Raw genomic sequence first — 23,554 nt, 5'->3', positions numbered from 1 at the left:
AGTGGGGACGATTTTAGATAAAATTGTAGAACAGAAGAAAAAGGAAGTTGCGGAGTTATATGAAATATATACACCAGTAAAAACAAAAAGAAAGACACATTCACTTGTAGAAGCGTTACAGCAGTTTACTGTCATTGCAGAAGTAAAGCGAGCATCACCATCAAAAGGAGATATCAATTTACACGTTGACGTACGAAAACAAGTGGGAACATATGAGAAATGTGGTGCAGGAGCAGTATCTGTTTTAACAGATGGTCAATTTTTTAAAGGATCGTTTCAAGATTTACAAACAGCAAGAGAAGAAAGTAACATTCCGCTTTTATGTAAAGATTTCATAATCGATAAGATTCAAATCGATAGAGCGTATGAAGCGGGAGCAGATATTATTTTACTAATCGTAGCAGCGTTAACGAAAGAGAAGTTAAAAGAGTTGTATAGCTACGTGTTAGAAAAAGGATTGGAAGCGATTGTTGAAGTTCATGATGAACAGGAATTAGAAACTGCGATTGTATTAAATCCGCACGTTATTGGCATTAATAATCGTAATTTAAAAACGTTCGAAGTAGATTTAAGCCAAACTGAAAAGCTTGGAAAAAGATTGAATGAGGAGAAACTACTTTGGATTAGTGAAAGTGGCATTCATTCAAAAGAAGATATTATTCGTGTTAAAAGAGCTGGAGCCAAAGGTGTATTAGTTGGAGAGGCGCTTATGACATCATCTTCTATTAGTAGTTTTTTTGAAGATTGTAAGGTGAATATATGAAAGTGAAAATTTGCGGCATCACTGATGTGGAAACAGCGAAAAGTGCGTGCGAATATGGCGCAGATGCACTCGGATTTGTTTTTGCAGAAAGTAAACGGAAAATCACTCCAAAGAGAGCGAAAGAAATCATTCAGGAGCTTCCAGCCAACGTGTTAAAAATCGGTGTTTTCGTAAATGAATCAGTAGAAGTGATCCAGAAAATTGCAGATGAGTGTGGGTTAACACATGTACAACTACATGGGGATGAAGACAATCATCAAATTAGAAGATTGAATATTCCGTCTGTAAAATCGCTAGGAGTAACTTCAGAGAGTGATATGAAAAACGCCCAAGGGTATGAAGCGGATTATATATTATTTGATAGCCCGAAAGAAAAGTTTCATGGAGGAAATGGAAAGACATTTTCATGGGAACTACTTGGGCATATACCAAAAGAATTGCGAAAGAAAACGATATTAGCTGGTGGATTAAACGCTCTTAATATAGAAGAAGCAATTCGAATTGTTCGGCCTTATATGGTTGATGTGAGCAGCGGAGTAGAGACAGAAGGAAAGAAAGATGTAGAGAAAATAAAACAATTTATTATAAAAGCGAAGGAGTGTTCCAAATGAACTACGCATATCCAGATGAAAAAGGACATTACGGTATATACGGAGGACGATACGTTCCAGAAACGTTAATGCAATCTGTACTAGAACTAGAAGAAGCATATAAAGAAGCGATGCAAGATGAGGCATTTCAAAAGGAATTAAATCATTATTTAAAAACGTACGTCGGAAGAGAAACACCGCTTTATTTCGCTGAAAATCTGACGAAGTATTGCGGAGGTGCAAAGATTTATTTAAAACGTGAAGATTTGAATCATACAGGAGCTCATAAAATTAACAATACAATTGGTCAGGCACTACTTGCGGTGCGAATGGGTAAGAAAAAAGTTGTCGCTGAAACAGGAGCTGGACAACACGGAGTTGCAACAGCTACTGTATGTGCTCTTCTCGGGTTAGAATGCGTCATTTTTATGGGAGAAGAAGATGTAAGACGTCAAAAATTAAATGTGTTCCGAATGGAATTACTCGGAGCGAAAGTAGAAAGTGTAGCGGCAGGTAGCGGTACATTAAAAGATGCGGTAAACGAGGCGCTTCGTTACTGGGTTTCACATGTGCATGATACGCACTACATTATGGGATCTGTTCTCGGACCACATCCATTCCCGCAAATTGTCCGTGATTTCCAAAGTGTAATTGGAAATGAAACGAAAAAACAATATGAGGCGTTAGAAGGAAAGTTACCAGAAGCAGTCGTTGCTTGTATTGGCGGTGGTAGTAATGCGATGGGGATGTTTTATCCGTTCGTACACGATGAAGAAGTTGCTCTTTACGGCGTAGAAGCAGCTGGAAAAGGCGTTCATACAGAAAAGCATGCAGCAACTTTAACGAAAGGAAGCGTCGGTGTTTTACACGGATCAATGATGTATCTTCTGCAAAATGAAGAAGGGCAAATTCAAGAAGCACACTCTATTTCAGCAGGACTTGATTATCCAGGTGTTGGTCCAGAACATAGCTTGCTAAAAGATATTGGCCGCGTTTCTTATCATTCGATAACAGACGAAGAAGCATTAGAAGCATTTCAATTATTAACGAAAAAAGAAGGCATTATCCCGGCGTTAGAAAGTTCACATGCTGTCGCATACGCATTAAAATTAGCTCCGAAAATGAAGGAAGATGAAGGACTTGTTATTTGTTTATCTGGCCGTGGTGATAAAGATGTAGAGAGTATAAAACGTTATATGGAAGAGGTGTAAAAAATGGGAGTAGAAAAAATTAAAGCAGCGTTTGAAAATGGCAAGAAAGTATTTATTCCGTACGTAATGGGCGGAGATGGCGGCCTTGAAAAATTAAAAGAAAGAATTCGTTTTCTAGATGAAGCTGGAGCAAGCATCGTTGAAATTGGTATTCCGTTTTCAGATCCAGTCGCGGACGGCCCAACGATTCAAAGAGCAGGAAAGCGAGCGCTAGATAGCGGCGTAACATTAAAAGGCATTTTTCAAGCGTTAGCAGAGGTAAGGAAAGAAGTACAAATGCCTTTTGTTCTTATGACATATTTAAATCCGGTACTTGCATTCGGAAAAGAGAGATTCATTGAGAACTGTATAGAAGCAGGTGTAGACGGCATCATCGTTCCAGACTTACCGTATGAAGAACAAAATATTATTGCGCCGTTACTTCGAGAGGCAAACATTGCGCTCATTCCACTCGTTACCGTAACGAGTCCTATTGAAAGAATTGAAAAAATTACGAGTGAATCAGAAGGGTTCGTTTATGCTGTTACAGTAGCGGGCGTAACGGGAGTACGTCAAAACTTTAAAGAGGAGATTCATAGTTACTTAGAAAAAGTAAAATCACACGTCAACTTACCAGTAGTCGCTGGATTTGGCATCTCAACAAAAGAACATGTAGAAGAAATGGTTACAATATGCGACGGAGTTGTCGTTGGAAGTAAGATCATTGAGCTTTTAGAAAATGAAAAGCAAGAAGAAATATGTGAATTAATATATGCAACAAAACAAAAAGAAGAGGCGTAGTCTCTTCTTTTTGTTTTGCGTAATAAATGTTAAAATATACAGAAAATACATATAATTTAGAGGGTGAGAAGGCATGCTAAGACGTAAACTACTATATCTATTTTTAACTGTACCGCTATACGCTTGGCTCATTAGCATGACGAAAATAGAGTTAATGGCTCTATTTTTAGGATATGTATTTATCTTTTCCAACTTAAATCGCATTCAAGAACAGTCTATTTTAGAAATATGTCTATTTTCGATTAGTATAGAATTATTTAGTATCGTTTCGATTGTATTATTAAACGAATTATTTCTACGGATTCATTCATTTACATTAATGAAATTTTGGAATATTGCATTGCAAGCAATATGTACTTACATTGTGTTTGTTGTGTTGAAAAAAATAATCGGACAGCAGACAGTTTTTCAGGATAATAGAAAATGGGAGTGAATGAAAAGGGGCCGTTTGCCTCCTTTTTTAAATCTGTTTTAAAAACAATTGAAAATTACAACATCTGTTATATAATAGTTAAAAATTGTATTTTAAACGAAATGAGATGATAACATGGCCATATTGTTGGCACTTATCCCAATTATGATGATTTTCATTTGTTTATTTTTATTTAAACAAACGTCATTAAGGTCTTCGTTAATTTCTTATGCTGTATGTGTTGGAATCGTTTTACTCTCGCCAACGTTTCAATTAGGGATAAGTGAAACTGTGCACGCAACGATTAAAGGGTGGTTAATTTGTTTTATTGTCGGGTACGTTTTATTTTTCGGTATTTTTTTATTTCACCTCATGAACAAAATGGGGTACATCGATCAAGTAGCACGTTTTCTAGAAGAAGTTACTCAGGATCGCTTATTACAAATGCTGCTTATGTGTTTTGGCATTTGCCCGCTTATTGAATCAGTAAGTGGATTCGGTATCGGCTTCATGGTTGCAGCACCTATTTTTCTTTCACTAGGATATAAACCATTTCAAGCTGTACTGCTCTCATTCATCGGCTTACTAGCTAGTTCATGGGGCGCAATGGCAACTGGTACGATTATCGGTTCGCAGCTAATAAATATGCCTCTTACAACACTTGGTACAAATACAGCGCTATTAAGTATTCCGATGTTTGCTTACTTTGTTATTCTTTCTTTATACGTTGTTGGCGGCTGGCAAGCGGTTATAGAAAAGTGGAAAGAAGGAGTAGGATTCTTTCTATTATTTTCTCTCGGAATCTATCTTTCTAATGCGTACGTAAGTGTTGAACTAGCCGGGATATTAAGTTCTATCGTTACGATTACATTTGGCTTTCTTATCATTAAATTAAAAGGAAAAAGTGGGCAAAATCTTATAACAGAACATGCGGCTGCAACGGAGAGAGAAGTATCCATTATAAAAATTATTAGCCCTTATATATTTCTAACAGTTTGTATTTTACTTTCTCGCCTCGTTCCAGCATTACATGATTTGTTCAGATCATATGCGGTTCTTGATTTGAAATCATACTCTTACAAACTAGAGTTACTATATTCACCAGGATTTTGGCTCGGTATGACTTGCTTATTTACTATTATTTTCTTCCGCATCCCGTCTAATATTATTAAACAATCACTCTCGCAAACGATCAAACAATGGATTCCTTTTGCGATTACGACGACAATGTTTATCGCCATTTCAGAACTAATGGGTGCATCAGGCATGCATTCATTACTCGCAAAGACAGCTGGTGATACATTTGGAACATTTTTCGTTTTCGTTGCTCCGTTTATTGGTGCTATTGGTGGATTTTTAACAGGTAGTAACGCAGGATCAAATGCAATGTTTATAAAACTACAAATGCAAACCGCACAAAACGTAGCACTCCCGTGGCAATACGTCACAACACTGCAAAACACCGCATCATCAGTAGCAACAATCGCTTGCCCGTCACGGATTACACTAGGTGCTTACTTATGTAATATCCCTTACCGTGAAAATGAACTGTTAAAGAAGACGACGTTAATGATCTTTGGTGCGGTTTTGCTTGTAATGGTAGAAGTTATCGTTTGGTATATGTTGAGAAATTAAAAATCCTCCTAAAATAGGAGGATTTTTTTTATGAGTGGATAATGATTTAAATATGAATAGCTTCTACTAAATGAATAGGAGATGAAATGTATGCCCCTAAAAAACTACGGTGTGTTAAAAGGTACAGTTATACAATCAAAGATTGGAAAAGGGAAAACACCTCATTATCAAGTTCATTTACAGGGCGAGACTGGAGTAGATTATCGTATTGCTATTAACGTAAAGTCGCAAAGTTATCCGTCAGAAGTTTTATATTTTGCGAGTAACAATATTAGGTCAGAGGCGATTCATATTTTACCGACATTACCATTTGGTTTTACGGAAGTAAAAAATAATGAGCCGAAAGTAGCTTTAGATTATGTAAGAGGAAATCTATTTGACTCAAAACAAATGATTCCTTTGCCTCCCGAAAAAGCAGGTGCAGATAATGATTTAAACGAAAAAATAGAACGTTATATAAAGCGAGCGATGGAAGAAAAAGCAATTATTTACGCGTTTGGCGAAAGATGGGGACCAGAAGAAAATACACCAGATTCCTATTTTCATTTCAAACCAGGAAACGGTATACATGATATTCACATGAATCAAGGGAATGTAGAGAAATGGAAAGCTGATAATGGTATATGGCAAGACGGAGGAATACTCATTCACTTTGAAAAGGAAGAAGAATGGATTGGTATCTTTCTTGCCTTCCAATCACAGTCATGGTGTACCGATGAAGAGGGGCATGCTCGTGTTCCGGTTGAGCATTGTGATTATAAGGGGAATAATTAATAAGAAGAGGGCGTTCAAAAAGAACGCCCTCTTCTTATTTTATAAAACGAAAAACTAACGAGTGTAGAAAGACAAGAGAACAGCAGTGCCACACTAGAAAACGCAATGAGATACATATTATATTTCATAACCTGTCCAATTAGCTGATTACTGTTGTATTGAAACAGTCCTGCTATTATGTTGAATAAAAATAACACGATAAACATGACGACAACACCGTCTATTGATCCTTTAATGTCTGGTTTACTTAAAGCGATATGTGCGGAAATGCAAATGGCGATAAATAAAAATAACCAAAAGGAAGGATTCAATAAATTGCCGATTGTAAATAAGCTTTTCAATAATACAAACGTCGACAAGAGCATGTTTTGAATCATTTCTACATTAATAGAAGTAGAAGCAATCGTTTTTTCGAGAGTTGTATTAAATAAAAAATATGATTCTGGTACGAAATAGCGCATTAAAAGGATTAATGCAGTAATACCAGAAATAATAGGCCCAATACCGATAAAGAAATTCCCAATTCGTTGATACACACTTTTTTGATTGTATTGATGTTGTATATAACCTAAAGCCCCTTGACTTGTATCTGTTGGGAAGAACTGAGTCGCCACAATTTTATGACGGAACAGTACGCACATAATGGCATGTCCAAGTTCGTGAATCGGAACACCGATCCAAGCCGTTAATAGGAATCCTTTTCTTCCAAAAGCTCTCGACCAATACATGCGTGTGAGAGATTCTAAATAGCCTAATAGAAATCCAATTACAATGATAACGCCAATTAAAGATAATAATTGGATTACGCTTGTAAGGAGTATTTGAAAAATTGAGTTTACCAATTCCATTTTCTTTCATCCAATCTGTTAAAAATATTATTTATTCTGTTTCATAATAGCATTTTTTTTCAAGATTGCTAGCACATATATTTTCTTTCGGAAGAAGGATTTCAGAATCTTTTTCTTGTAGTCATGTTTTATGTACAAATTCATATATTGAACTTGTAACACCCTATAAGGTATATGCTTAAGGAGGGATAAGAGAATGAAATGTCCGTCATGTCATACAGAACATGCAGTAGAGGCAAAGTTTTGCGGGAATTGTGGACATTCGTTAACGGAAGAAGTAGTGGCAAGTAGTGGCAAAGAAGAAGGGCAGGAACAAGCGCGCGCGGCACAAGAAAAGGAAACGCGTCCAAATGAAACGGTAGAACAAGCGAAGCGGTTTGCGAGCGGCTATTTTCAATTTTTTAAACATGCATTACAAGCACCGACAGCGATTATGAAAAGCGGCACTATTGAAGTGCGAAATGGAATTGTAAGTCTTGTTCTTATTTGTTTTTTAGGAGCATGTATTTTTTATAGAATGATGAGTGCAGCATCAGCAGTTACGAGAACATTTGCACCAGATATATCTACTCCCACGTTTTTTGGAGAATCTATAACGGTCTTTTTCTTTTTATTAATTTTAACTTTATTTGTCGGATTTATTATTTTTGTAAGTGGTAAGATGATGAAATCATCTTTTTCGTTTCTTGAAGTATTTGGTATATGGGGAACGATAGCGACGCCGGCTATTGTCATATTAGTTCTTTCTTTTCTTTTTAGTTTTTTATTAATCTTTTTCTTACCGATATTATTATCGGTAGTTGCAACTTATATAGGGATTAGTATAACTGTAGCCGTATTAAAACTAGACAATGGCGGATTAGATCTCGTTTACACACTTATTATTGCAAATGTTTTAATTGGAATTGCAACGTTCATTGTACTTTGGTCTTACATTAGCACGATAATTCAAGCCTTAACACAGGGAATAACTGGCTTCTAATGAAAAGGTGGTTGACTGAATGAATGTATGTACAAAGTGCGGAGTTCAGTTTGAAGATGGTGTACAATTTTGTCAAAACTGCGGGATGAAGAGGGGAAGTCCTGTAGTAAAGAAGAACATGAGCAGTGGTACAAAAGTTGGCATTACACTGTTAGCACTATTTGTTATAGCGATTATTGGATTGTATTTGTACGGATCATCGTATTATACGCAGGTGGCACAAGTAGACCGGATGATTACGATTTTACAAGAGCGGGACGGAGAGAAATTAGCTGAGATCGTTACGGCAGATGATCCATCGGTTATGATAACGAGAGAGAGTGTAACGCCTCTATTTTCATATATAAAAGAAAATCCATCTTACGTAAATGAATTAAAAGAATATTTGAGACAAGGTGAAAAACAACGGGACGGAATAGAAAGAGCTGATTTTTCATTAACGAAAGACGGAAAGTATTTCTTTATATTTGATCGGTATAAATTGAAAGCGAAGACGTACTATACAACTTTGCTTACAAATGAAAAAGGCGTAGCGTTAAAAATGAACGGAAAAGAAATTGATAAGACAGATGACAAAAAGTTTGAGAAGCAATATGGGCCGTTTCTTCCAGGCAATCAAGTGTTTCAATCAGAATATAAAAATGATTATGTAAAACTATCGCGTGAGGAAAAGGTTGTACTTATGAAACAAAGCCAAAATAACGTAACGATAGATTTAACGTTGCAAGGTCAATATATTACAGTTCAAACGAACGCGCCTGGTGCAACATTGTACGTAAATCAAAAACCGGTTACAGCGCTGATAGGAGAAGAAATTACATGGGGGCCAGTAGCGACTGATGGAAGTGCGACGATTTATTTAGAACGAAATGGAGAAAGCGGACGAGAAACGACACAAGTAGAGACGGTAACGGCACTTTCGTCTTATAATCTTCCATTCCAAAAGAAAAGTACAGAAAAAACAGTTGTTTATAATGTTATCCCGCCACCTACGACTGGGTATGTATATAATGGTTTCATCTTTCCTGATAGTGATATTCGAAAATTAACGAGCGCAGATTTAACATATTTATCGAAAGAGCAGTTAAAAATTGCTAGAAATGAAATATATGCAAGGCATGGACATATTTTTCAAACGAAAGATATGCAAGCGTATTTTGCAAAACAGTCTTGGTATAGAGAAAACCCTTATTTTACAGGAACGTTAACAGATATCGAAACTTATAATATTGAACTGATTAAATCAAGAGAATAGAACACATGGAAAAAGGTACAGTGCATAACTGTACCTTTTTTATGGTTTTTTATCTGAACCAGGATCCCTTGAGAAAAAGATATGAAAGAGGAATGTGACTTTACTTGCTCCTCCTGATGTACTTGCTTGCACGTCAGATAATGCGTTAGATGTTAAAACACCTTCAGAATGAGGGGGTACGACTATTTTGAGAGTATCATCTGATTCTGATGATGCAGTAACTGTTATTGTATCATCAGATAAGTTCAAAATTTTTACAGTACCGATTGGTAAGATGGACTTGCCAGCGTGTGATGCTGAAGCAAAGTGAGAGCCTTTCCAAATCGTTTGTGGAAAAGTTTCATCATTAGATAACCAAGCACGAGCACTATAAATGGTTGCGTTAATAGAAAATTCTTGATCAAGCGACAAGGCGGGTTTTGGTTCTTTCGGTTCCTCTGGAAACTGAGCGAGAAGACCAGCGCACATGTATATTTCACCTACTTTCAATTGGTTACTGTTATAGCATATTAAACATGTTGTTTATAAGACACGACAGTTACCTATTCATACATAAGTTTGTGCACCAAATTTGAAGATGAAATTCTCTTTCTTTACAATGGAAGTAGGTGTTATTTCTATAAAATATGGAAAACGTAAAGAGTATGTAAAAAAGAAGGAGTGGTAAAGTGAACTATGTCATTATTGGCGGAGATGCAGCTGGTATGAGTGCAGCTATGCAAATTGTTAGAAACGATGAAAATGCAAATGTTGTAACTTTAGAAAAAGGTGAAATTTATTCATACGCTCAGTGTGGATTACCGTATGTCATTAGTGGTGCTATCGCTTCAACTGAAAAGTTAATCGCGCGCAACGTAAAGACGTTTCGTGAGAAATATGGAATTGATGCGAAAGTGCGTCATGAAGTAACGAAAGTAGATACGGAAAAGAAAATGGTGTACGCAGAGCATACGAAGACGAAGGATGTCTTTGAATTTCCATATGATCGATTATTAATTGCGACTGGAGTACGTCCTGTTATGCCAGAATGGGAAGGAAGGGAATTACAAGGCGTTCATCTTTTAAAAACAATTCCGGATGCTGAGCGCATATTAAAAACGTTAGAAACGAATAAAGTTGAAGATGTAACCATTATTGGCGGCGGTGCGATTGGACTGGAGATGGCAGAAACATTCGTCGAACTTGGTAAGAAAGTAAGAATGATTGAGCGAAATGATCATATCGGTACGATTTATGATGCAGATATGGCTGAATATATACATAAAGAAGCAGATAAACACAATATTGAAATTTTAACGAATGAAAATGTAAAAGCATTTAAAGGAAATGAACGAGTAGAAGCAATCGAAACGGATAAAGGTACGTATAAAGCAGATCTTGTTTTAGTGTCGGTTGGAGTGAAGCCAAATACTGATTTTCTTGAAGGGACAAATATACGTAAGAATCATAAAGGAGCAATCGAAATAAATGCATATATGCAAACAAATGTGCAAGACGTATATGCAGCCGGTGATTGCGCAACACATTACCACGTTATAAAGGAAATTCATGATCATATCCCGCTCGGAACGACAGCCAATAAACAAGGGCGACTTGCTGGACTGAATATGCTTGATAAACGAAGAGCTTTTAAAGGTACGTTAGGCACAGGCATTATTAAATTTATGGATTTGACACTCGCAAGAACAGGCTTAAATGAAAAAGAAGCAAAAGGGCTACACATTCCGTATAAAACGGTCAAAGTAGATTCTACAAATATGGCGGGCTATTATCCAAATGCAAAACCACTTTACTTGAAATTACTATATCGCTCCGATACGAAACAATTATTGGGCGGGCAAGTAATTGGAGAAGAAGGCGTAGATAAACGTATTGATGTGATCGCGATGGCGCTTTTCAATAAAATGAGCATTCATGATTTAGAAGACGTTGACTTAAGTTACGCACCACCATATAACAGCGTTTGGGATCCAATTCAGCAAGCGGCAAGGAGAGCAGAATAGCACTTTTTAAAGTGCTATTTTTTTGTTAAAGGGGAATTATCATTTTTGTCGAATGAAGAGGATCGGGAAATAGTTACATATGAGGAAGGGGAGTTTTTTTATGATTGTAGCACTTCAAAAAGTTCAAGAATCAGAAAAAGAAATATTACGTAATTTGTACGCTTTATATCTTCATGACCTTTCTAAGTTCACTATGAATATAACTATCGGAGCGAACGGATTTTTTGAATACGAAGATTTGCATATATTTTGGAAAAATGACGGAATCACGCCGTATTTTATAAAAGTTGATCATAGTATTGTAGGATTCTTATTACTACTGGAACGTCCGTTTTTGAAGAAGGAAAATGATTTTGGTATTAATGATATTTTCATATTGAATCAATATAAAGGAAAAGGAATCGGTAAACAAGCTGTTGAGAATTTACTAGAAGAGAAAAGAGGACAATATTTCGTTATCGAACTTCTAAAAAATGTACCAGCAGTGTCGTTTTGGAAGAAAGTATATAAAGAACTAAACATTGAATTTGATGAGAGAGCGCAGCTAATTGATGATGAAGAATGTCTCGTTCAAACGTTTAAATTTTAATGGAATTGGTGTTCCTTATATATTACTTTGAAATTTAACTTTATCCCGCTATTTGCGGGCAGTAAGACCCCCATCTCAAAATCCAGCGAAAGCAAAGAAGTTAGGTGGGTGATCAACTGCCCGTAAAAGCCCGATTGGTTCAACTAATAATCAGTGGGGATGAAGACCCCTATTGATTAAAGTTTCACTTTATTTTGAATATACCGTTCCCCCTTGAAAACATATTACTAATCGCTTATATTTTCATATAGTATTTATTTTTTAAACGAAGCAATGAACGAACCAGGGGGCGCAGTATGGCAATTAATATGAAAACAATCGAAGAATGGATTGTTGAATCAAATACAAGACATGAAGAAGACTTTGGACACGTTGTGGAAGAAATGAAAGAAGTATGTGTCGGACTTGATAACGCGACATTAATTTATACGAAAAATGTATTTTGTTTCGGTAAAAAAGTAGAAGTATTTTTCTTCTTCCAAGACCATGTCGTGATTGGAAAAGAAAAAGACGAATATATTGAGATTGAAAAATTAAAGTATGATGACATTACAAATAATAATTTAAAAACAAATGACAAAAATACAACGTTAGAATTAAAGTTTGCTAACGGACAATCTATCAATTTAGATAGTTTAAATGATAACTACGGTACGAAAAATTGGTTATTTGCTAGACAAATTAAGAGTATTTTTAAGTTAATCTAGTAAAAAGCAGACCTCAAAGGGTCTGCTTTTTACTTAATTCCTATTACACAAAGGCAACCTCCTTCTTCATAGCATTTCACACTTGTAAATCCTGTTTTATAAAATAGGTTTATTAATTCTTCATTCGTTTTCCATTTCTCCATATGATATTGAATTTTGAAAGTTTCAGCTACTAATAAAAAAGATCCATTCGGTTGTAAGACGCGAAATATTTCTTTTATATCTTGTTCCACATCGGGCCAAAAGTAGTGTGTTTGAAAAGCGGTTATGAGATCGAAGAAGTTTGTATTGTAAGGAATAGAGGAGACACTTGCCTGATGAATGATTACTTTTCCTTTTTTTACGTCCTGTATATTGGCTTTCTTTGAGTTTTCAACAGCTTGATCTGAATAATCAATTCCATATATTTTCCCAAATGGAATTCGTTTTGAAAGAGTATGTATTGTTTTGCCGCCGCCACAACCAATATCTAAAGTAATTGCATCTTTACGTATATGTATTTTTTGTAATCCCCAATTTGTTAGTCTCATATGTGCAGCGTTCATAATACAAAGCATGGAAGAACCAATTGTCCCGCGAGGGTTTTTTGCTTGCTGAATTAATCGTTGTAAAATGTTCAAGTTACATTCTCCTTTTATGTAAGAATATATACTCATTTCGCTTTTTATAAATTAAGTCCTTTAAAAAAAGCACGCCGTCTACCGGCGTGCTTCTAATTATGCAAAGCCCCTTTTAACCAATTCCGCGCCCGATACGCCCCAACTGGAACTTGAATAAGAGACGTTTCATTCCCAGCATCTATTCCGTACAATTGATCACATGAATTTGTATCAAAACTAAGTAAAGGATGCCCGCCCATCCCCATCGCGGTCGATGCAAAAACGAGTTTATGAACGAGTATACCTGCTTCCATTTGATGAATACGGTACCCTCTATAGCCTAATGCATTTGTATAATAATCTTTCTTTCCGACTACATGTAAGCAAAGTGGTACTTGAAAAAGGTTTACGTTATCCATCGTCATACTAGACTGAAGTGGGTAGCGAAGGTCTCCATATCGAATTGGTTGTATGGAATGTGTTTTACTGTTATAAGCGTAAGCCCCGTTTTCAATATTTTTCACGTTATAAAAACATCCATATAAGGAGACGCGCGCATTTTCATTTACATACTTACCATCAAGGTCGTTGTAATAGGGGAAGGAGAGGCTCGCTTCTTGTAGTAAAGTAGCGAGCTCAGCTGCATCCCATTTCGTTAAAATAAAGTCCGCATCAGGAGAATATCGTTTTTTACAAAGTTGTAGGAAATCATACGATAACCGTTCTACTTTCGGTAGCTGTACAGCGTACGTATTATGTTGATAGTGCTCTTCATGATGTAGTGTTTGGAAGTGTTCTGTCGATTCAATCATAGAAGCTTCATTTATTTTTGTTATCATCGGATGTTCATTTACATGTTTTGAGCGAACGAAATGTTCATGTGCTAACGGCGGAATTTGTTGCAACAACTCATGAGAAGTAACTGTTTTATTTTCACGGTAATCATTGTGAAACCAATTAGTTTCTGGCTCTGTACTTAAAGGAATAACGGCATACACACTTTCTTCACCTTCTGACAATCCGAGTAAATGGTTCAGTGCACGGTCTAGAAATTGAAAGTATACGCCGTTCGTATAACCGAACTGTTTTGCACATTCTAGTAATTGTCCAATGAGAACCCCGCTATCTAATCCTTGAAGGCGATATGAAAAGTTATTGTATTTAAAGAAGTTTTTCCAAAACATAGTGGATACGAATGCGGCACCGAAACAATCATGTATATTACAGCGATTACCGAGTGCGTCTGCTAAATAAGAATCGAAATTTCCTTCGCGAAGTAAAATAAGTCGGTGATGCGCGGCGTCATAATGGTAAATGCCGTCTGGATAATCGTCAATCTTTAAATAGATATACAATTCATTCGGATATAAAGCACCGCCTGAAGGAATGGATCTGCGTAATACATTTCTCTCGCTATTTAGCTGACATAATTGTGTTACACCAAATGAATACCAAAGGTAGTGACCAATCTCATTTAGAGTAGGTGTAGTAGAAGAGTTCGATAAAGATAACGGGATTTCTAAGGAGAGCGGGATGGTAGGTACATTTCGATATAATTTATAAGGAAGCGGTGCGTCTTTCCAGTCCACCTCATGATTCGGCATAATTTCATCAATAGAGAAATGGAGATGATGTAGAAAAGTATCTAGCTGCATGAAATCCCTCCTTTACTATGGAAACGGATGTGGATGTGGATTTAATCTTTCATTCGTTAAAGGTTCGTCTGTATATCCAAGTGTCATTGGTACAGTATATACCCGGTCCAGTCCTGTAACCCGAGTGAGATGGTGACCGAACGTCATCGGTAGCATGCCTGGAATAATGACTTTTACACAGTGTAGTCCGTTCTTTTCTATAAGGGGAACAGTTTGATCTACAACGATTACTTCAAGGTCAGATTGATGCAAACGATCTAAAAGTTGGTGGAGATCGGAAGTTAAATCCATATCAAATGATTGTGATACATTCATTTCTTGGAACGTTTGCACCGGTGCATCTTCTCGTAAAAGGAAGTGAAGACGTTCTTCCGTTTCTTTCAATCCATACAGCATACTATGGTCTTCCATTTTATTAACAAAATAAGGATCTTGTAAGCACTTTTCGTAGTATTCTCTTTTGTGCTCGAGCTCATCGTCTGTTATAAGTAACATGCCTGCTATTTCTTGAATGGCACTTTTTAAAGCTCGAATAGGATCTAAATGAGCGCCTCCCGCACAAACAACGTTCATTCCATTTTCACGTGTATTTTTTGCAATTACCCATAAGCTCGGGATGCCGTGTTCCATCGTCGCATTAAAAGCGTGTAATTCATATCCGGTAATCGTACGTAACCGCTGAATCATTAATTGTAATTCTGTATCATTTGCTGAACTCAGATCAAGGCGGGGAAGAGGTAATTCGGCATACCAAGTGAGTAAGAAGGCATCACGCTCTACAATTTCTAAAATACCGTGAAAAATCGCTTCTTCTAAACTACCGCCAATTGCACATCCATTTGATGTTTCATACACGAAAGCATCTCGATGACCGAGGCTATAATAAGCAATTGATTCAGGAACTAAAAGCGGTCTGTCTTGTGATAAAGAATATCCCCATACCCAGTTTTGCTCATAATCAGGATCAAACGGCTTGAATGGAAAATTATCACGATTGTAATGTTCATTTGTATGTACACCGAGTGTAAGGGGATTTAGTGCATGTTCCTCTAAATCATGAAAACTACCATGCACATTTGTCTTCTTCCCGCGAGGCGACATACCGCAATATCGTTCTAAACCTTCTAAAATAGCAGTTGCTTCACTCACTACAAATGAATGAGTTCGGCCTGCAACACCTTCATTTCCGAACATTAATGGCATGTTTATAATGACGTCAGCGAATGGTAATAAAGAATGCTGCATTTTGCCGTTCAACATACCGACCCGATAATCTAAATAGTCTCTCGTTAAAAATGTGTTTAATTCATGAATGGAACGGCAGCGATACGTTTCGGTGCTTACTTTTAAACTCGGTTGTAAAGAAACTTCCGCCGCATCCGCAGTATCATCAGGTAAATTACTACATACAGGACAGAGAGGATCTGGAAGAAAAGAATGCCGCGTACATTGTAATGTTTGTAAGTTGAGTAAAATAAGTTCATTTTCTAAAGAAGAATGGTTATGAGTTAATATTTTTTCTGTTTCTGCGCAAATAAGATGGCACATTTGTAACATTCCATTTTGGGTGGCACGTACATCACGCCTCGTTACATTATCTGCTTTAAAGGCATATTTCCGCTGTAGTTCCCACATTTCTTTTTGATCAAAGCCAGCGATAAAACGGCGTCCATCAGAACAATGGGAACATCCGGGCGTAAGAGGATGAATGTAAGGACCGATAATACCTTCGCCAAATGAAGTAAAACCACGTAGCCACGGAATATGATTTGACCGAAAAATTAGCTCAGCATCATGATGAATAGTAGAAGGAGATCCATCATGTAATACGAGAGCAAGATGAATATTTTCAGGAAGTTCTTCTGTAAGGGTATGCTGACGAATGATGGAATATTGTTTGCATAATTGATCATGTACATAGTCTGCAAGAAGGCCATCTCCTATAAGCAATATATTTTGAATCATAAACCGTCCTCCTTTGCAATTAATACCCCATACACACCGTCTAAGTTTTCTTTCAAAAAGGGTTCGATTGCTAAATCAAACACGAAAGGATAAAAATTATGTTCTTCTAAATGTTGTAAGGCGAGTTGTAAAGATTGTACGCTTGGAATTTCTTCTTCTGGTTGTATTTCCACTCTAAGAGAATCAGTGTCATATAAAATAATAGATGAGTCATACAAAATATTAGCTCTGTAAGGAATTTCTTCATTTTGAATGTGAAAGAGTGATAGTTGTAGTGCGTTTCGTAACGCTAACGTCATATTAATATTAGATGCACCGTACCATCTATCATTTATACCAACCCAAACGACTGGAAAACTGAGAATCTCTTCACTCATTGCGATTTTAGGTGTTTCATGAATTGTAGCGAGGGCATCGTAATAAAATCTACAATGTTTATCGTGAATATCAGTTAAATCAATCGTTGTAAGTTCTTCTAGCATATGTGACTGCCGCTCATACAATTTATTATTTAAATGTTGTTGTAGTGCCCGGTAAAATCCTTCTGTCATCGTTTCTCCAGCACCGATACCGATATCATTATGTTCAGGAATAAGGCGGTGAATGATTTCTGCTACATATGTTTCAATTCCTGTTAAACCAGCTTCTCGGCGTGCTTCATTATGAGTCAATCCACTGCGAGTCATAAGAGGCAGAAGGGGAGCTGGGCCATCTGATAGTGGAGTGGCTACTTGAATATAGCACTGTGATAACGGTAATTGATATGAATCTTGTTCATCCCATACATGGAATATACCGGCTTCTTTAGAAGTTAATGAGTCAAAAAATCGGAATACATCAGTTGAAGTATGTTGGTTGGACCGATGCTCAAGTTTTTCAGAAAGATTTTCTATCGTATCAATTGTAAAACTTTCATCAGCTGCAAGAGGGTGTTTTATAAAAGGATGCCACGTTCCTTCAAGTGTTTCATAGTTTAATAAAAAGAATTGTGATTCTTTTTCACGATATGAATCATCCGCGACATGTTTAAACAATTCAAAAACGATTACATTTGTTAACATTGCAGATGTAATTGGTGAGAAGGAATCCGATGAATTTTCATTTTGCAAAGTCGTTTCATGTAGCCGATGCCATGCGGATTCCCAGCATTCATCACGATTTTCTGTTACGACAGGTCCAGCTATACCGAGTGTTGATAAACAAATAGCTGGTATGAAATTCTTTTTCGTTTCTCTACAAATAGTGTGAACTGTTTTTAAACCGTCAATGTCTCCGTTTTGAGAAACATATAAAATCCAATCAAAAGGTTCGAATACTTCATGCAAGGGACGGTCAATTGTAGTATCGATTTCTTGAAGGAGTACATTGTTATCAACTTCATATGCACGTTCTATTAGCTCATGTATTCTGTCATAGTTTGTTTCAACCCGATCTGTAACGAGGTAATGAAATGTAGGTAAACCAGATTCTAATAAAGAAGAAACTAAAGAAGTAAGCATATCTCCGGAGCCAAGTACAAGGACATTTGCTCCGCGGTACGTTTCAAATTTTAAAGCACCTGAATGAGAATCAGCTTCTAAAAATTCAATTTGTGAAGCATATCTGTCGAGTAATGAACTGTTTAATTCATGAGGTGCATCTTGATTTGCATCGCGAACGAAACCATTTTCATATAAAACCTCTCCAATTTCAAATACACGATTTTGATAGGGGAGAGGGAGACCCTCAGTTATTTCTGCTAAAGAATAATTACCGTTAAACATTGGCATTAATTTTTCAATCCAGTCATAAATTCCATCACCGTCCATGCGAAATGAACTGGCGTTATTTCGAAAATAGACACCCCCGTTTGAATCGGGGAGGAAGAAAGTATCCTTATTTACTTTAAGTTTTGCATGAATTGGAAGGTTATTCATTTTAATCCTCCTTACGTTTAGGCATACATTAATACTTTATGTCATGAAATTTGTCCCGTATGAACACAATAAAAAAAGGCTGTAGAATGATTCATTCTACAGCCTTTAATAGGTTGAAAATCTATCAACCTTCTAATAATAATGATTTTGGATCTTCAAGCATATCTTTAACAGCAACAAGGAAGCTAACTGCTTCTTTACCATCAACAATACGGTGATCGTAAGATAAAGCAATGTACATCATTGGGCGGTTTTCCATACGCTCGTTATCAATTGCAACTGGGCGTACTTGGATTTTATGCATTCCTAAAATACCTACTTGTGGGCTGTTTAGGATTGGTGTTGACATTAGAGAACCGAATACACCACCGTTTGTAATTGTAAATGTACCACCTTGTAGTTCTTTTAATGAAAGTTTGTTATCACGTGCTTTCATACCTAAATTACGAATTTCGCTTTCGATTTCAGCGAAGTTTAATTGGTTAGCATCACGTACAACTGGAACAACTAATCCATCTGGAGCTGCTACTGCAATACCGATATCATAGAATTTTTTGATGATAAGCTCGTCACCTTGAATTTCAGCATTTAATAATGGGAATTGTTTTAATGCTGCAACAACTGCTTTTGTGAAGAATGACATGAAACCAAGACGTACATCATGTTTTTTCTCGAAAGCATCTTTGCGTTCTTTACGTAATTCCATGATCGCACTCATATCAACTTCGTTAAATGTTGTTAACATTGCAGATGTTTGTTGAACTTCTACAAGACGTTTTGCAATTGTTTGACGGCGGCGGGACATTTTCACGCGCTCAACTGGTTTTTCGAATTCAGTTTTTGCAACTGGAGCAGGAGCTGGGCTCTTTGGAGCAGCTGGTGCTTCTTTTGGTGCTGCAGCATGAGCTTGTACATCATGTGGTCTCACGCGTCCAAGTGGATCTGTGCTACGTACGTCGTTTAAGTCGATTCCTAATTCACGAGCCATTTTTCTAGCAGCTGGTGATGCGATAGGACGGTTCGTATTTGGTAAGCCTTGTAGACCCGTAGTTTGTTCAGCATTTGGAGCCGCAGCTTTCGGTGCTTCAGCTGTTTCTTGTTTTGGTTGCTCAGCAGCTGGAGCAGGTGTACTTACTGCAACTGGTGCTCCATTAGCATCTAAAATTGCGATAGTTGCGCCAACTTCAACTGTATCCCCAGGTTCGCCTAGTAACTTCGATACAATACCTGAATCTTCTGCAATGATTTCTACATTGACTTTATCAGTTTCAAGCTCAACAACGCTGCCACCTTTCTCAACTTTGTCGCCTACGTTGATAAGCCATTGTGAAATAGTTCCTTCGGTAATAGATTCTGCAAGCTCAGGTACTTTAATTTCGATCATTTTAAATGTCCTCCCCTTATTTGCCTAACGGTGTGTTTTTTCTTCTTTTGTCTTCGGTAATCTCCATTTGTTAGCCTGGCCTTGGGCAGATATTCTGCCCAAGGAACAAGCTAGAAACCTTCATTGTTACTTTTTAGTTGCTGTAAACTTCAATTTCTTGTTTATCTTGACGGAAGTTATACTTCACATCTAAAGCATGTGCAACAATTAGTTCTTGCTCAGCTTTGTGAGCGAATGGATCGCCTCCAGATGGACTAGAGCGATCAGGACGTCCAATGTAACCTGTTTTCACTTTATCTCCAGCAAGTTCGAACAGAATTGGAGCCATGTAATGCCATGCACCCATATTACGAGGTTCTTCTTGAACCCAAATGATTTCTTCTAAGTTTTTAAAGCGTTTAATAATAGATTGAACTTTCTCAGCAGGGAATGGGTACAATTGCTCAATACGAACGACATGAACTTCGTCTAAGTTGTACTCATGTTTACCAGACTCGATTTCTGCTGCTAAGTCAATCGCCATTTTACCTGTACTTAAAACAAGACGTTTTACTTTATTTGGTTTCATACCAAGGTTTTCTTGTTCTAAAGCAGGTTGGAATCGTCCTTCGCTTAACTGACTAGCAGTTGAAAGCGTAAGTGGGTGACGTAATAAACTCTTCGGCGTCATCAGTACTAATGGTCGAACAGCTTCTGTTCCTAAGATAGATGCTTGACGACGCAGGATATGGAAGTATTGTGCCGCGCTTGTTAAGTTTGCAACTGTCCAGTTATTCTCAGCAGCTAACTGTAAGAAACGCTCTGGACGTGCACTAGAGTGCTCTGGTCCTTGACCTTCATAACCGTGTGGTAATAGAAGAACTAAACCAGATTTTTGACCCCATTTTGCTCTTCCAGCTGAAACATATTGATCAAATAATGCTTGCGCAGTATTTGAGAAGTCACCATATTGCGCTTCCCACATAACAAGAGTTTCTGGAGCGAATACGTTATAACCATATTCGTAACCAACAACAGCAGCCTCTGATAACGGACTGTTATGAACAGAGAATGAAGCATTAATGTTTGGTAAGCGATGTAATGGTGAATATGTTTCATTTGTATCAGTATCGTGTAATACGATATGACGGTGTGCGAATGTACCACGCTGTGAATCTTGACCAGTTAAACGAATTGGCGTACCTTCTTGTAAAATAGAAGCGAATGCTAATGATTCAGCAAGTGCCCATTCAATTTTGCCGTTCTCTTCAAGAGCATCTTTACGGCGCTCAAGAATTTTCTTCACTTTCGGATATACGTTAAAGCCTTCTGGCCAAGATAGTAGACCTTCATTAATTGCACGAAGTGAGTCAATCTCAACGCCAGTATCAATTGACTGAATACCTTTTGCAACAACATCTGGCACTTTAACGTGAATTGTTGCATCACTCGTATCAGCTGGTGGTACTTGTGCATAGTCGGATTTTAATTGCTCTTGTATAAACTGTGTAATTGTTTCAACCTCATCTGCATTTAGAACACCAGCAGCTTGTAATTGATCTGCATAAATTGCTCTTACAGTTGGATGGTTTTTAATTTTTTTGTACACTTGTGGTTGCGTAACTGCCGGGTCATCCATTTCGTTATGACCGTAGCGGCGGTAACCAATTAAATCGATTAAGAAGTCTTTTTTGAACAACATGCGATATTGAATCGCAAGGTTAGCAGCTGCAAGACAAGCTTCCGGATCATCAGCATTCACGTGAACAATCGGAATATCGAAACCTTTTGCAAGGTCACTTGAATATTTCGTAGAACGAGAATCATAGCTATCAGTCGTAAAACCAACTGCATTGTTTGCGATAACATGAATCGTTCCGCCTGTTTGGTACGCGTTCAATCTGCTTAAGTTGAGTGTCTCAGACACAATACCTTGACCAGGGAATGCAGCATCACCATGAACTAAAATTACGAATGATTTTGAAGTATCTTGATCTGGAAGACCAGATTTTTTACGATTCTCTTGAGCCGCACGTGCGAAACCTTCTACTACAGGATTCACGAACTCAAGATGACTCGGGTTATTTGCTAATGTAACGCGAGTACTAACTTCTTCGTTACTAACGACTTGTTCTCTACCTAAATGGTATTTCACGTCGCCAGTCCAGCCAGAATTAGCCACTGCGCCTTCTATTTTTGCATGTTTGAACTCAGCAAACATGTGGCTATATGGTTTTTCTAATACGTGAGCAAGTACGCTTAGGCGACCGCGGTGAGCCATACCAATCATGACATCCTCTACGCCGTTCTTAGCACCTTCTAGAACAATTTCATCTAAAACAGGTACAAGCATATCAACGCCCTCGATAGAGAAACGTTTTTGCCCAACGAATGTTTTATGCAAGAATTGCTCGAAACCTTCAACAGCTGTTAAACGTTTTAAAAGAGCAGTTCGTTTTTTATTTGATAGTGGTTGACGCAATGAATTTGATTCCACCATTTGATGCAACCACGCGCGTTCTTCACTATCTTGTATATGAGAAAATTCATAAGCTAAAGATTTTGTATAAACGTCTTTTAATCTATGAATTACATCAAGTGCAGTGTGAATACCTTCTGGTGCATCTTGCCATACCGTTTTCGCTGGAAACGCTTTCAAGTCAGCATCGCTCAGTTCGTTCATTGCTTTCTCAAGAAGAGATTGTCCATTTGCAGCATCTTCCATCGGGTTGATGTGAGCCAACGTGTGCCCGAAAGAACGAATCTGCTCAACAAGTTGAACGACTTTAAGAATTTTTTCAATGTTACCTGTGTTTTGAGGAGAAAAATGTGTTGCTGTGTTGTCCCCTGTTACGACATCATCTTGAAACGAAGGAGCTCCAAAAATTTCAAAAAGCTCTTGTAATTCCGGATCAACAGAACCTGCTCCAGTTACGTAAAGATCATACTGCTCAATAACATAACCAAGGTTCGGACCGTGGAACTTGGCCCAAGGGTTTGTCGTTGTATTCTTCCTCGTCATTTGTTTAAACCTCCCAATGCATATAATCCTTTTCCATACAAAGGTGCATTTTGCTCTTTTTCAATAAGTAATGAATCAATAATCAATGTAAATGTTTTTCTTTACTCTTATGTTATTACAATAATTTACATAATACCAAACACTATTACTTATCTGTTTTGTAAAAAAACATTCACAATAACTTATCACCCAAGTTAATCTTTCATGTTATAAAGTAATTTTACAGAAAAATGGGGTGGATATATTTGGTATGCCTATACTAATAGCTATAATTGTTGCATTTAAATATAGGTATAATAGTTAGAATGTTTCGATAAAAACAGTTTGAATTATGTATATTGAAATAATAAGCGCTTTCATAGATATTATACAACAATATAACGGAATATAGTATAAAAAATAAAAAATTATGAATTTATCGTAAACTTTATTTAGATAGTGTTAAATATTGAAAGGAAAGTGAAGGATTTCTACAAAAAAAGTTG

General features: G+C 37.1%; 20 protein-coding genes. 12 read left to right on the top strand and 8 right to left on the bottom strand.

All coding sequences use genetic code 11. The features are described from left to right. The first annotated feature begins 1 nt into the window (after position 1). From trpC to BUA87_RS11265, 7 genes are all read left to right on the top strand, one after another. Positions 2-763, top strand: coding sequence for an indole-3-glycerol phosphate synthase TrpC (gene trpC / locus BUA87_RS11295; RefSeq protein ID WP_000536702.1), 762 nt, complete (start codon positions 2-4; stop codon positions 761-763). Further along, positions 760-1,374, top strand: coding sequence for a phosphoribosylanthranilate isomerase (locus tag BUA87_RS11290; RefSeq protein ID WP_000865144.1), 615 nt, complete (start codon positions 760-762; stop codon positions 1,372-1,374). Before trpC ends, BUA87_RS11290 begins: the two co-directional genes overlap by 4 nt. Continuing rightward, entirely contained in the window at positions 1,371-2,564 is a 1,194-nt protein-coding gene (gene trpB, locus BUA87_RS11285; RefSeq protein WP_001105015.1) for a tryptophan synthase subunit beta, read from the top strand. The genes BUA87_RS11290 and trpB overlap by 4 nt, the downstream gene beginning before the upstream one ends. 3 nt (positions 2,565-2,567) lie before the next feature. Continuing rightward, the gene (gene trpA, locus BUA87_RS11280; protein ID WP_072939697.1) at positions 2,568-3,344 is read left to right on the top strand and encodes a tryptophan synthase subunit alpha; all 777 of its coding nucleotides are present in this window, start codon (positions 2,568-2,570) and stop codon (positions 3,342-3,344) included. A gap of 73 nt (positions 3,345-3,417) precedes the next feature. Next, positions 3,418-3,777 (top strand): DUF4029 domain-containing protein, encoded by a 360-nt coding sequence (locus tag BUA87_RS11275; protein WP_053564990.1) that lies wholly within the window; start codon positions 3,418-3,420, stop codon positions 3,775-3,777. 114 nt (positions 3,778-3,891) lie between these two features. Further along, on the top strand, positions 3,892-5,391 hold the full coding sequence (locus BUA87_RS11270) for an L-lactate permease (RefSeq protein WP_072939694.1): 1,500 nt from the start codon (positions 3,892-3,894) through the stop codon (positions 5,389-5,391). A gap of 90 nt (positions 5,392-5,481) precedes the next feature. Continuing rightward, on the top strand, positions 5,482-6,165 hold the full coding sequence (locus BUA87_RS11265) for a DUF2278 family protein (RefSeq protein ID WP_001128610.1): 684 nt from the start codon (positions 5,482-5,484) through the stop codon (positions 6,163-6,165). A 14-nt stretch (positions 6,166-6,179) separates the two neighbouring features. Here the strand turns inward: BUA87_RS11265 and BUA87_RS11260 are convergent, their stop codons facing one another. Beyond that, positions 6,180-7,013, bottom strand: coding sequence for a hypothetical protein (locus BUA87_RS11260; protein ID WP_000424523.1), 834 nt, complete (start codon positions 7,011-7,013; stop codon positions 6,180-6,182). 196 nt (positions 7,014-7,209) lie between these two features. Here BUA87_RS11260 and BUA87_RS11255 point away from each other — a divergent pair, with 196 nt between their 5' ends. Both BUA87_RS11255 and BUA87_RS11250 read left to right on the top strand, forming a co-directional pair. After that, positions 7,210-7,995, top strand: a complete 786-nt coding sequence (locus BUA87_RS11255) for a zinc ribbon domain-containing protein (RefSeq protein WP_000650084.1) — start codon at positions 7,210-7,212, stop codon at positions 7,993-7,995. A gap of 19 nt (positions 7,996-8,014) precedes the next feature. Beyond that, positions 8,015-9,250 (top strand): TcaA 3rd/4th domain-containing protein, encoded by a 1,236-nt coding sequence (locus tag BUA87_RS11250; protein ID WP_001099936.1) that lies wholly within the window; start codon positions 8,015-8,017, stop codon positions 9,248-9,250. Between the two features lie 39 nt (positions 9,251-9,289). Here BUA87_RS11250 and BUA87_RS11245 read toward each other — a convergent pair whose 3' ends face one another. After that, positions 9,290-9,718, bottom strand: a complete 429-nt coding sequence (locus BUA87_RS11245; RefSeq protein ID WP_000332398.1) for a hypothetical protein — start codon at positions 9,716-9,718, stop codon at positions 9,290-9,292. Positions 9,719-9,918: 200 nt separating this feature from the next. On the opposite strand from BUA87_RS11245, the gene BUA87_RS11240 reads away from it, so the two are divergent. The 3 genes from BUA87_RS11240 to BUA87_RS11230 all read left to right on the top strand — a co-directional run bounded on the left by BUA87_RS11240 (position 9,919) and on the right by BUA87_RS11230 (position 12,549). Continuing rightward, the gene (locus BUA87_RS11240) at positions 9,919-11,253 is read left to right on the top strand and encodes a CoA-disulfide reductase (RefSeq protein ID WP_001110233.1); all 1,335 of its coding nucleotides are present in this window, start codon (positions 9,919-9,921) and stop codon (positions 11,251-11,253) included. 100 nt (positions 11,254-11,353) lie between these two features. Next, positions 11,354-11,842, top strand: a complete 489-nt coding sequence (locus BUA87_RS11235; RefSeq protein WP_072939692.1) for a GNAT family N-acetyltransferase — start codon at positions 11,354-11,356, stop codon at positions 11,840-11,842. Positions 11,843-12,138: 296 nt separating this feature from the next. Next, positions 12,139-12,549: a DUF3908 family protein gene (locus BUA87_RS11230; RefSeq protein WP_072939689.1), complete on the top strand. Its 411-nt coding sequence runs from the start codon at positions 12,139-12,141 to the stop codon at positions 12,547-12,549. 29 nt (positions 12,550-12,578) lie between these two features. On the opposite strand, the gene BUA87_RS11225 is transcribed toward BUA87_RS11230, so the two are convergent. The 6 genes from BUA87_RS11225 to odhA form a co-directional block, all read right to left on the bottom strand. After that, positions 12,579-13,169, bottom strand: coding sequence for a class I SAM-dependent methyltransferase (locus tag BUA87_RS11225; RefSeq protein ID WP_072939686.1), 591 nt, complete (start codon positions 13,167-13,169; stop codon positions 12,579-12,581). A gap of 92 nt (positions 13,170-13,261) precedes the next feature. Further along, complete coding sequence (locus BUA87_RS11220; RefSeq protein ID WP_072939683.1) at positions 13,262-14,803, bottom strand: SagB family peptide dehydrogenase; 1,542 nt, start codon at positions 14,801-14,803, stop codon at positions 13,262-13,264. 15 nt (positions 14,804-14,818) lie between these two features. Next, positions 14,819-16,768 (bottom strand): TOMM precursor leader peptide-binding protein, encoded by a 1,950-nt coding sequence (locus BUA87_RS11215; protein ID WP_000615603.1) that lies wholly within the window; start codon positions 16,766-16,768, stop codon positions 14,819-14,821. Then, complete coding sequence (locus BUA87_RS11210) at positions 16,765-18,684, bottom strand: putative thiazole-containing bacteriocin maturation protein (RefSeq protein WP_072939680.1); 1,920 nt, start codon at positions 18,682-18,684, stop codon at positions 16,765-16,767. Before BUA87_RS11210 ends, BUA87_RS11215 begins: the two co-directional genes overlap by 4 nt. 124 nt (positions 18,685-18,808) lie before the next feature. Continuing rightward, on the bottom strand, positions 18,809-20,068 hold the full coding sequence (odhB, locus tag BUA87_RS11205) for a 2-oxoglutarate dehydrogenase complex dihydrolipoyllysine-residue succinyltransferase (protein ID WP_000569893.1): 1,260 nt from the start codon (positions 20,066-20,068) through the stop codon (positions 18,809-18,811). Between the two features lie 133 nt (positions 20,069-20,201). After that, positions 20,202-23,069: a 2-oxoglutarate dehydrogenase E1 component gene (gene odhA / locus BUA87_RS11200; protein WP_072939677.1), complete on the bottom strand. Its 2,868-nt coding sequence runs from the start codon at positions 23,067-23,069 to the stop codon at positions 20,202-20,204. Between the last annotated feature and the right edge of the window lie 485 nt (positions 23,070-23,554).

It is taken from the genome of Bacillus sp. bc15 (assembly GCF_900142585.1).
GTDB lineage: Bacteria > Bacillota > Bacilli > Bacillales > Bacillaceae_G > Bacillus_A > Bacillus_A cereus.
The sequence above is the reverse complement of the archived record's forward strand: the minus strand, read 5'-3'. Positions and strand labels throughout refer to the sequence as shown.

Bases quoted from the DNA above. Each gene is read 5' to 3' on its own strand.
- BUA87_RS11235 (WP_072939692.1), top strand. From the start codon at position 11,354: ATGATTGTAGCACTTCAAAAAGTTCAAGAATCAGAAAAAGAAATATTA.
- trpA (WP_072939697.1), top strand. From the start codon at position 2,568: ATGGGAGTAGAAAAAATTAAAGCAGCGTTTGAAAATGGCAAGAAAGTA.
- odhB (WP_000569893.1), bottom strand. From the start codon at position 20,068: ATGATCGAAATTAAAGTACCTGAGCTTGCAGAATCTATTACCGAAGGA.
- BUA87_RS11255 (WP_000650084.1), top strand. From the start codon at position 7,210: ATGAAATGTCCGTCATGTCATACAGAACATGCAGTAGAGGCAAAGTTT.
- BUA87_RS11290 (WP_000865144.1), top strand. From the start codon at position 760: ATGAAAGTGAAAATTTGCGGCATCACTGATGTGGAAACAGCGAAAAGT.
- odhA (WP_072939677.1), bottom strand. From the start codon at position 23,069: ATGACGAGGAAGAATACAACGACAAACCCTTGGGCCAAGTTCCACGGT.
- BUA87_RS11270 (WP_072939694.1), top strand. From the start codon at position 3,892: ATGGCCATATTGTTGGCACTTATCCCAATTATGATGATTTTCATTTGT.
- BUA87_RS11210 (WP_072939680.1), bottom strand. From the start codon at position 18,684: ATGAATAACCTTCCAATTCATGCAAAACTTAAAGTAAATAAGGATACT.
- BUA87_RS11275 (WP_053564990.1), top strand. From the start codon at position 3,418: ATGCTAAGACGTAAACTACTATATCTATTTTTAACTGTACCGCTATAC.
- BUA87_RS11260 (WP_000424523.1), bottom strand. From the start codon at position 7,013: ATGGAATTGGTAAACTCAATTTTTCAAATACTCCTTACAAGCGTAATC.
- trpB (WP_001105015.1), top strand. From the start codon at position 1,371: ATGAACTACGCATATCCAGATGAAAAAGGACATTACGGTATATACGGA.
- BUA87_RS11265 (WP_001128610.1), top strand. From the start codon at position 5,482: ATGCCCCTAAAAAACTACGGTGTGTTAAAAGGTACAGTTATACAATCA.
- BUA87_RS11245 (WP_000332398.1), bottom strand. From the start codon at position 9,718: ATGTGCGCTGGTCTTCTCGCTCAGTTTCCAGAGGAACCGAAAGAACCA.
- BUA87_RS11215 (WP_000615603.1), bottom strand. From the start codon at position 16,768: ATGATTCAAAATATATTGCTTATAGGAGATGGCCTTCTTGCAGACTAT.
- BUA87_RS11250 (WP_001099936.1), top strand. From the start codon at position 8,015: ATGAATGTATGTACAAAGTGCGGAGTTCAGTTTGAAGATGGTGTACAA.
- BUA87_RS11220 (WP_072939683.1), bottom strand. From the start codon at position 14,803: ATGCAGCTAGATACTTTTCTACATCATCTCCATTTCTCTATTGATGAA.
- BUA87_RS11230 (WP_072939689.1), top strand. From the start codon at position 12,139: ATGGCAATTAATATGAAAACAATCGAAGAATGGATTGTTGAATCAAAT.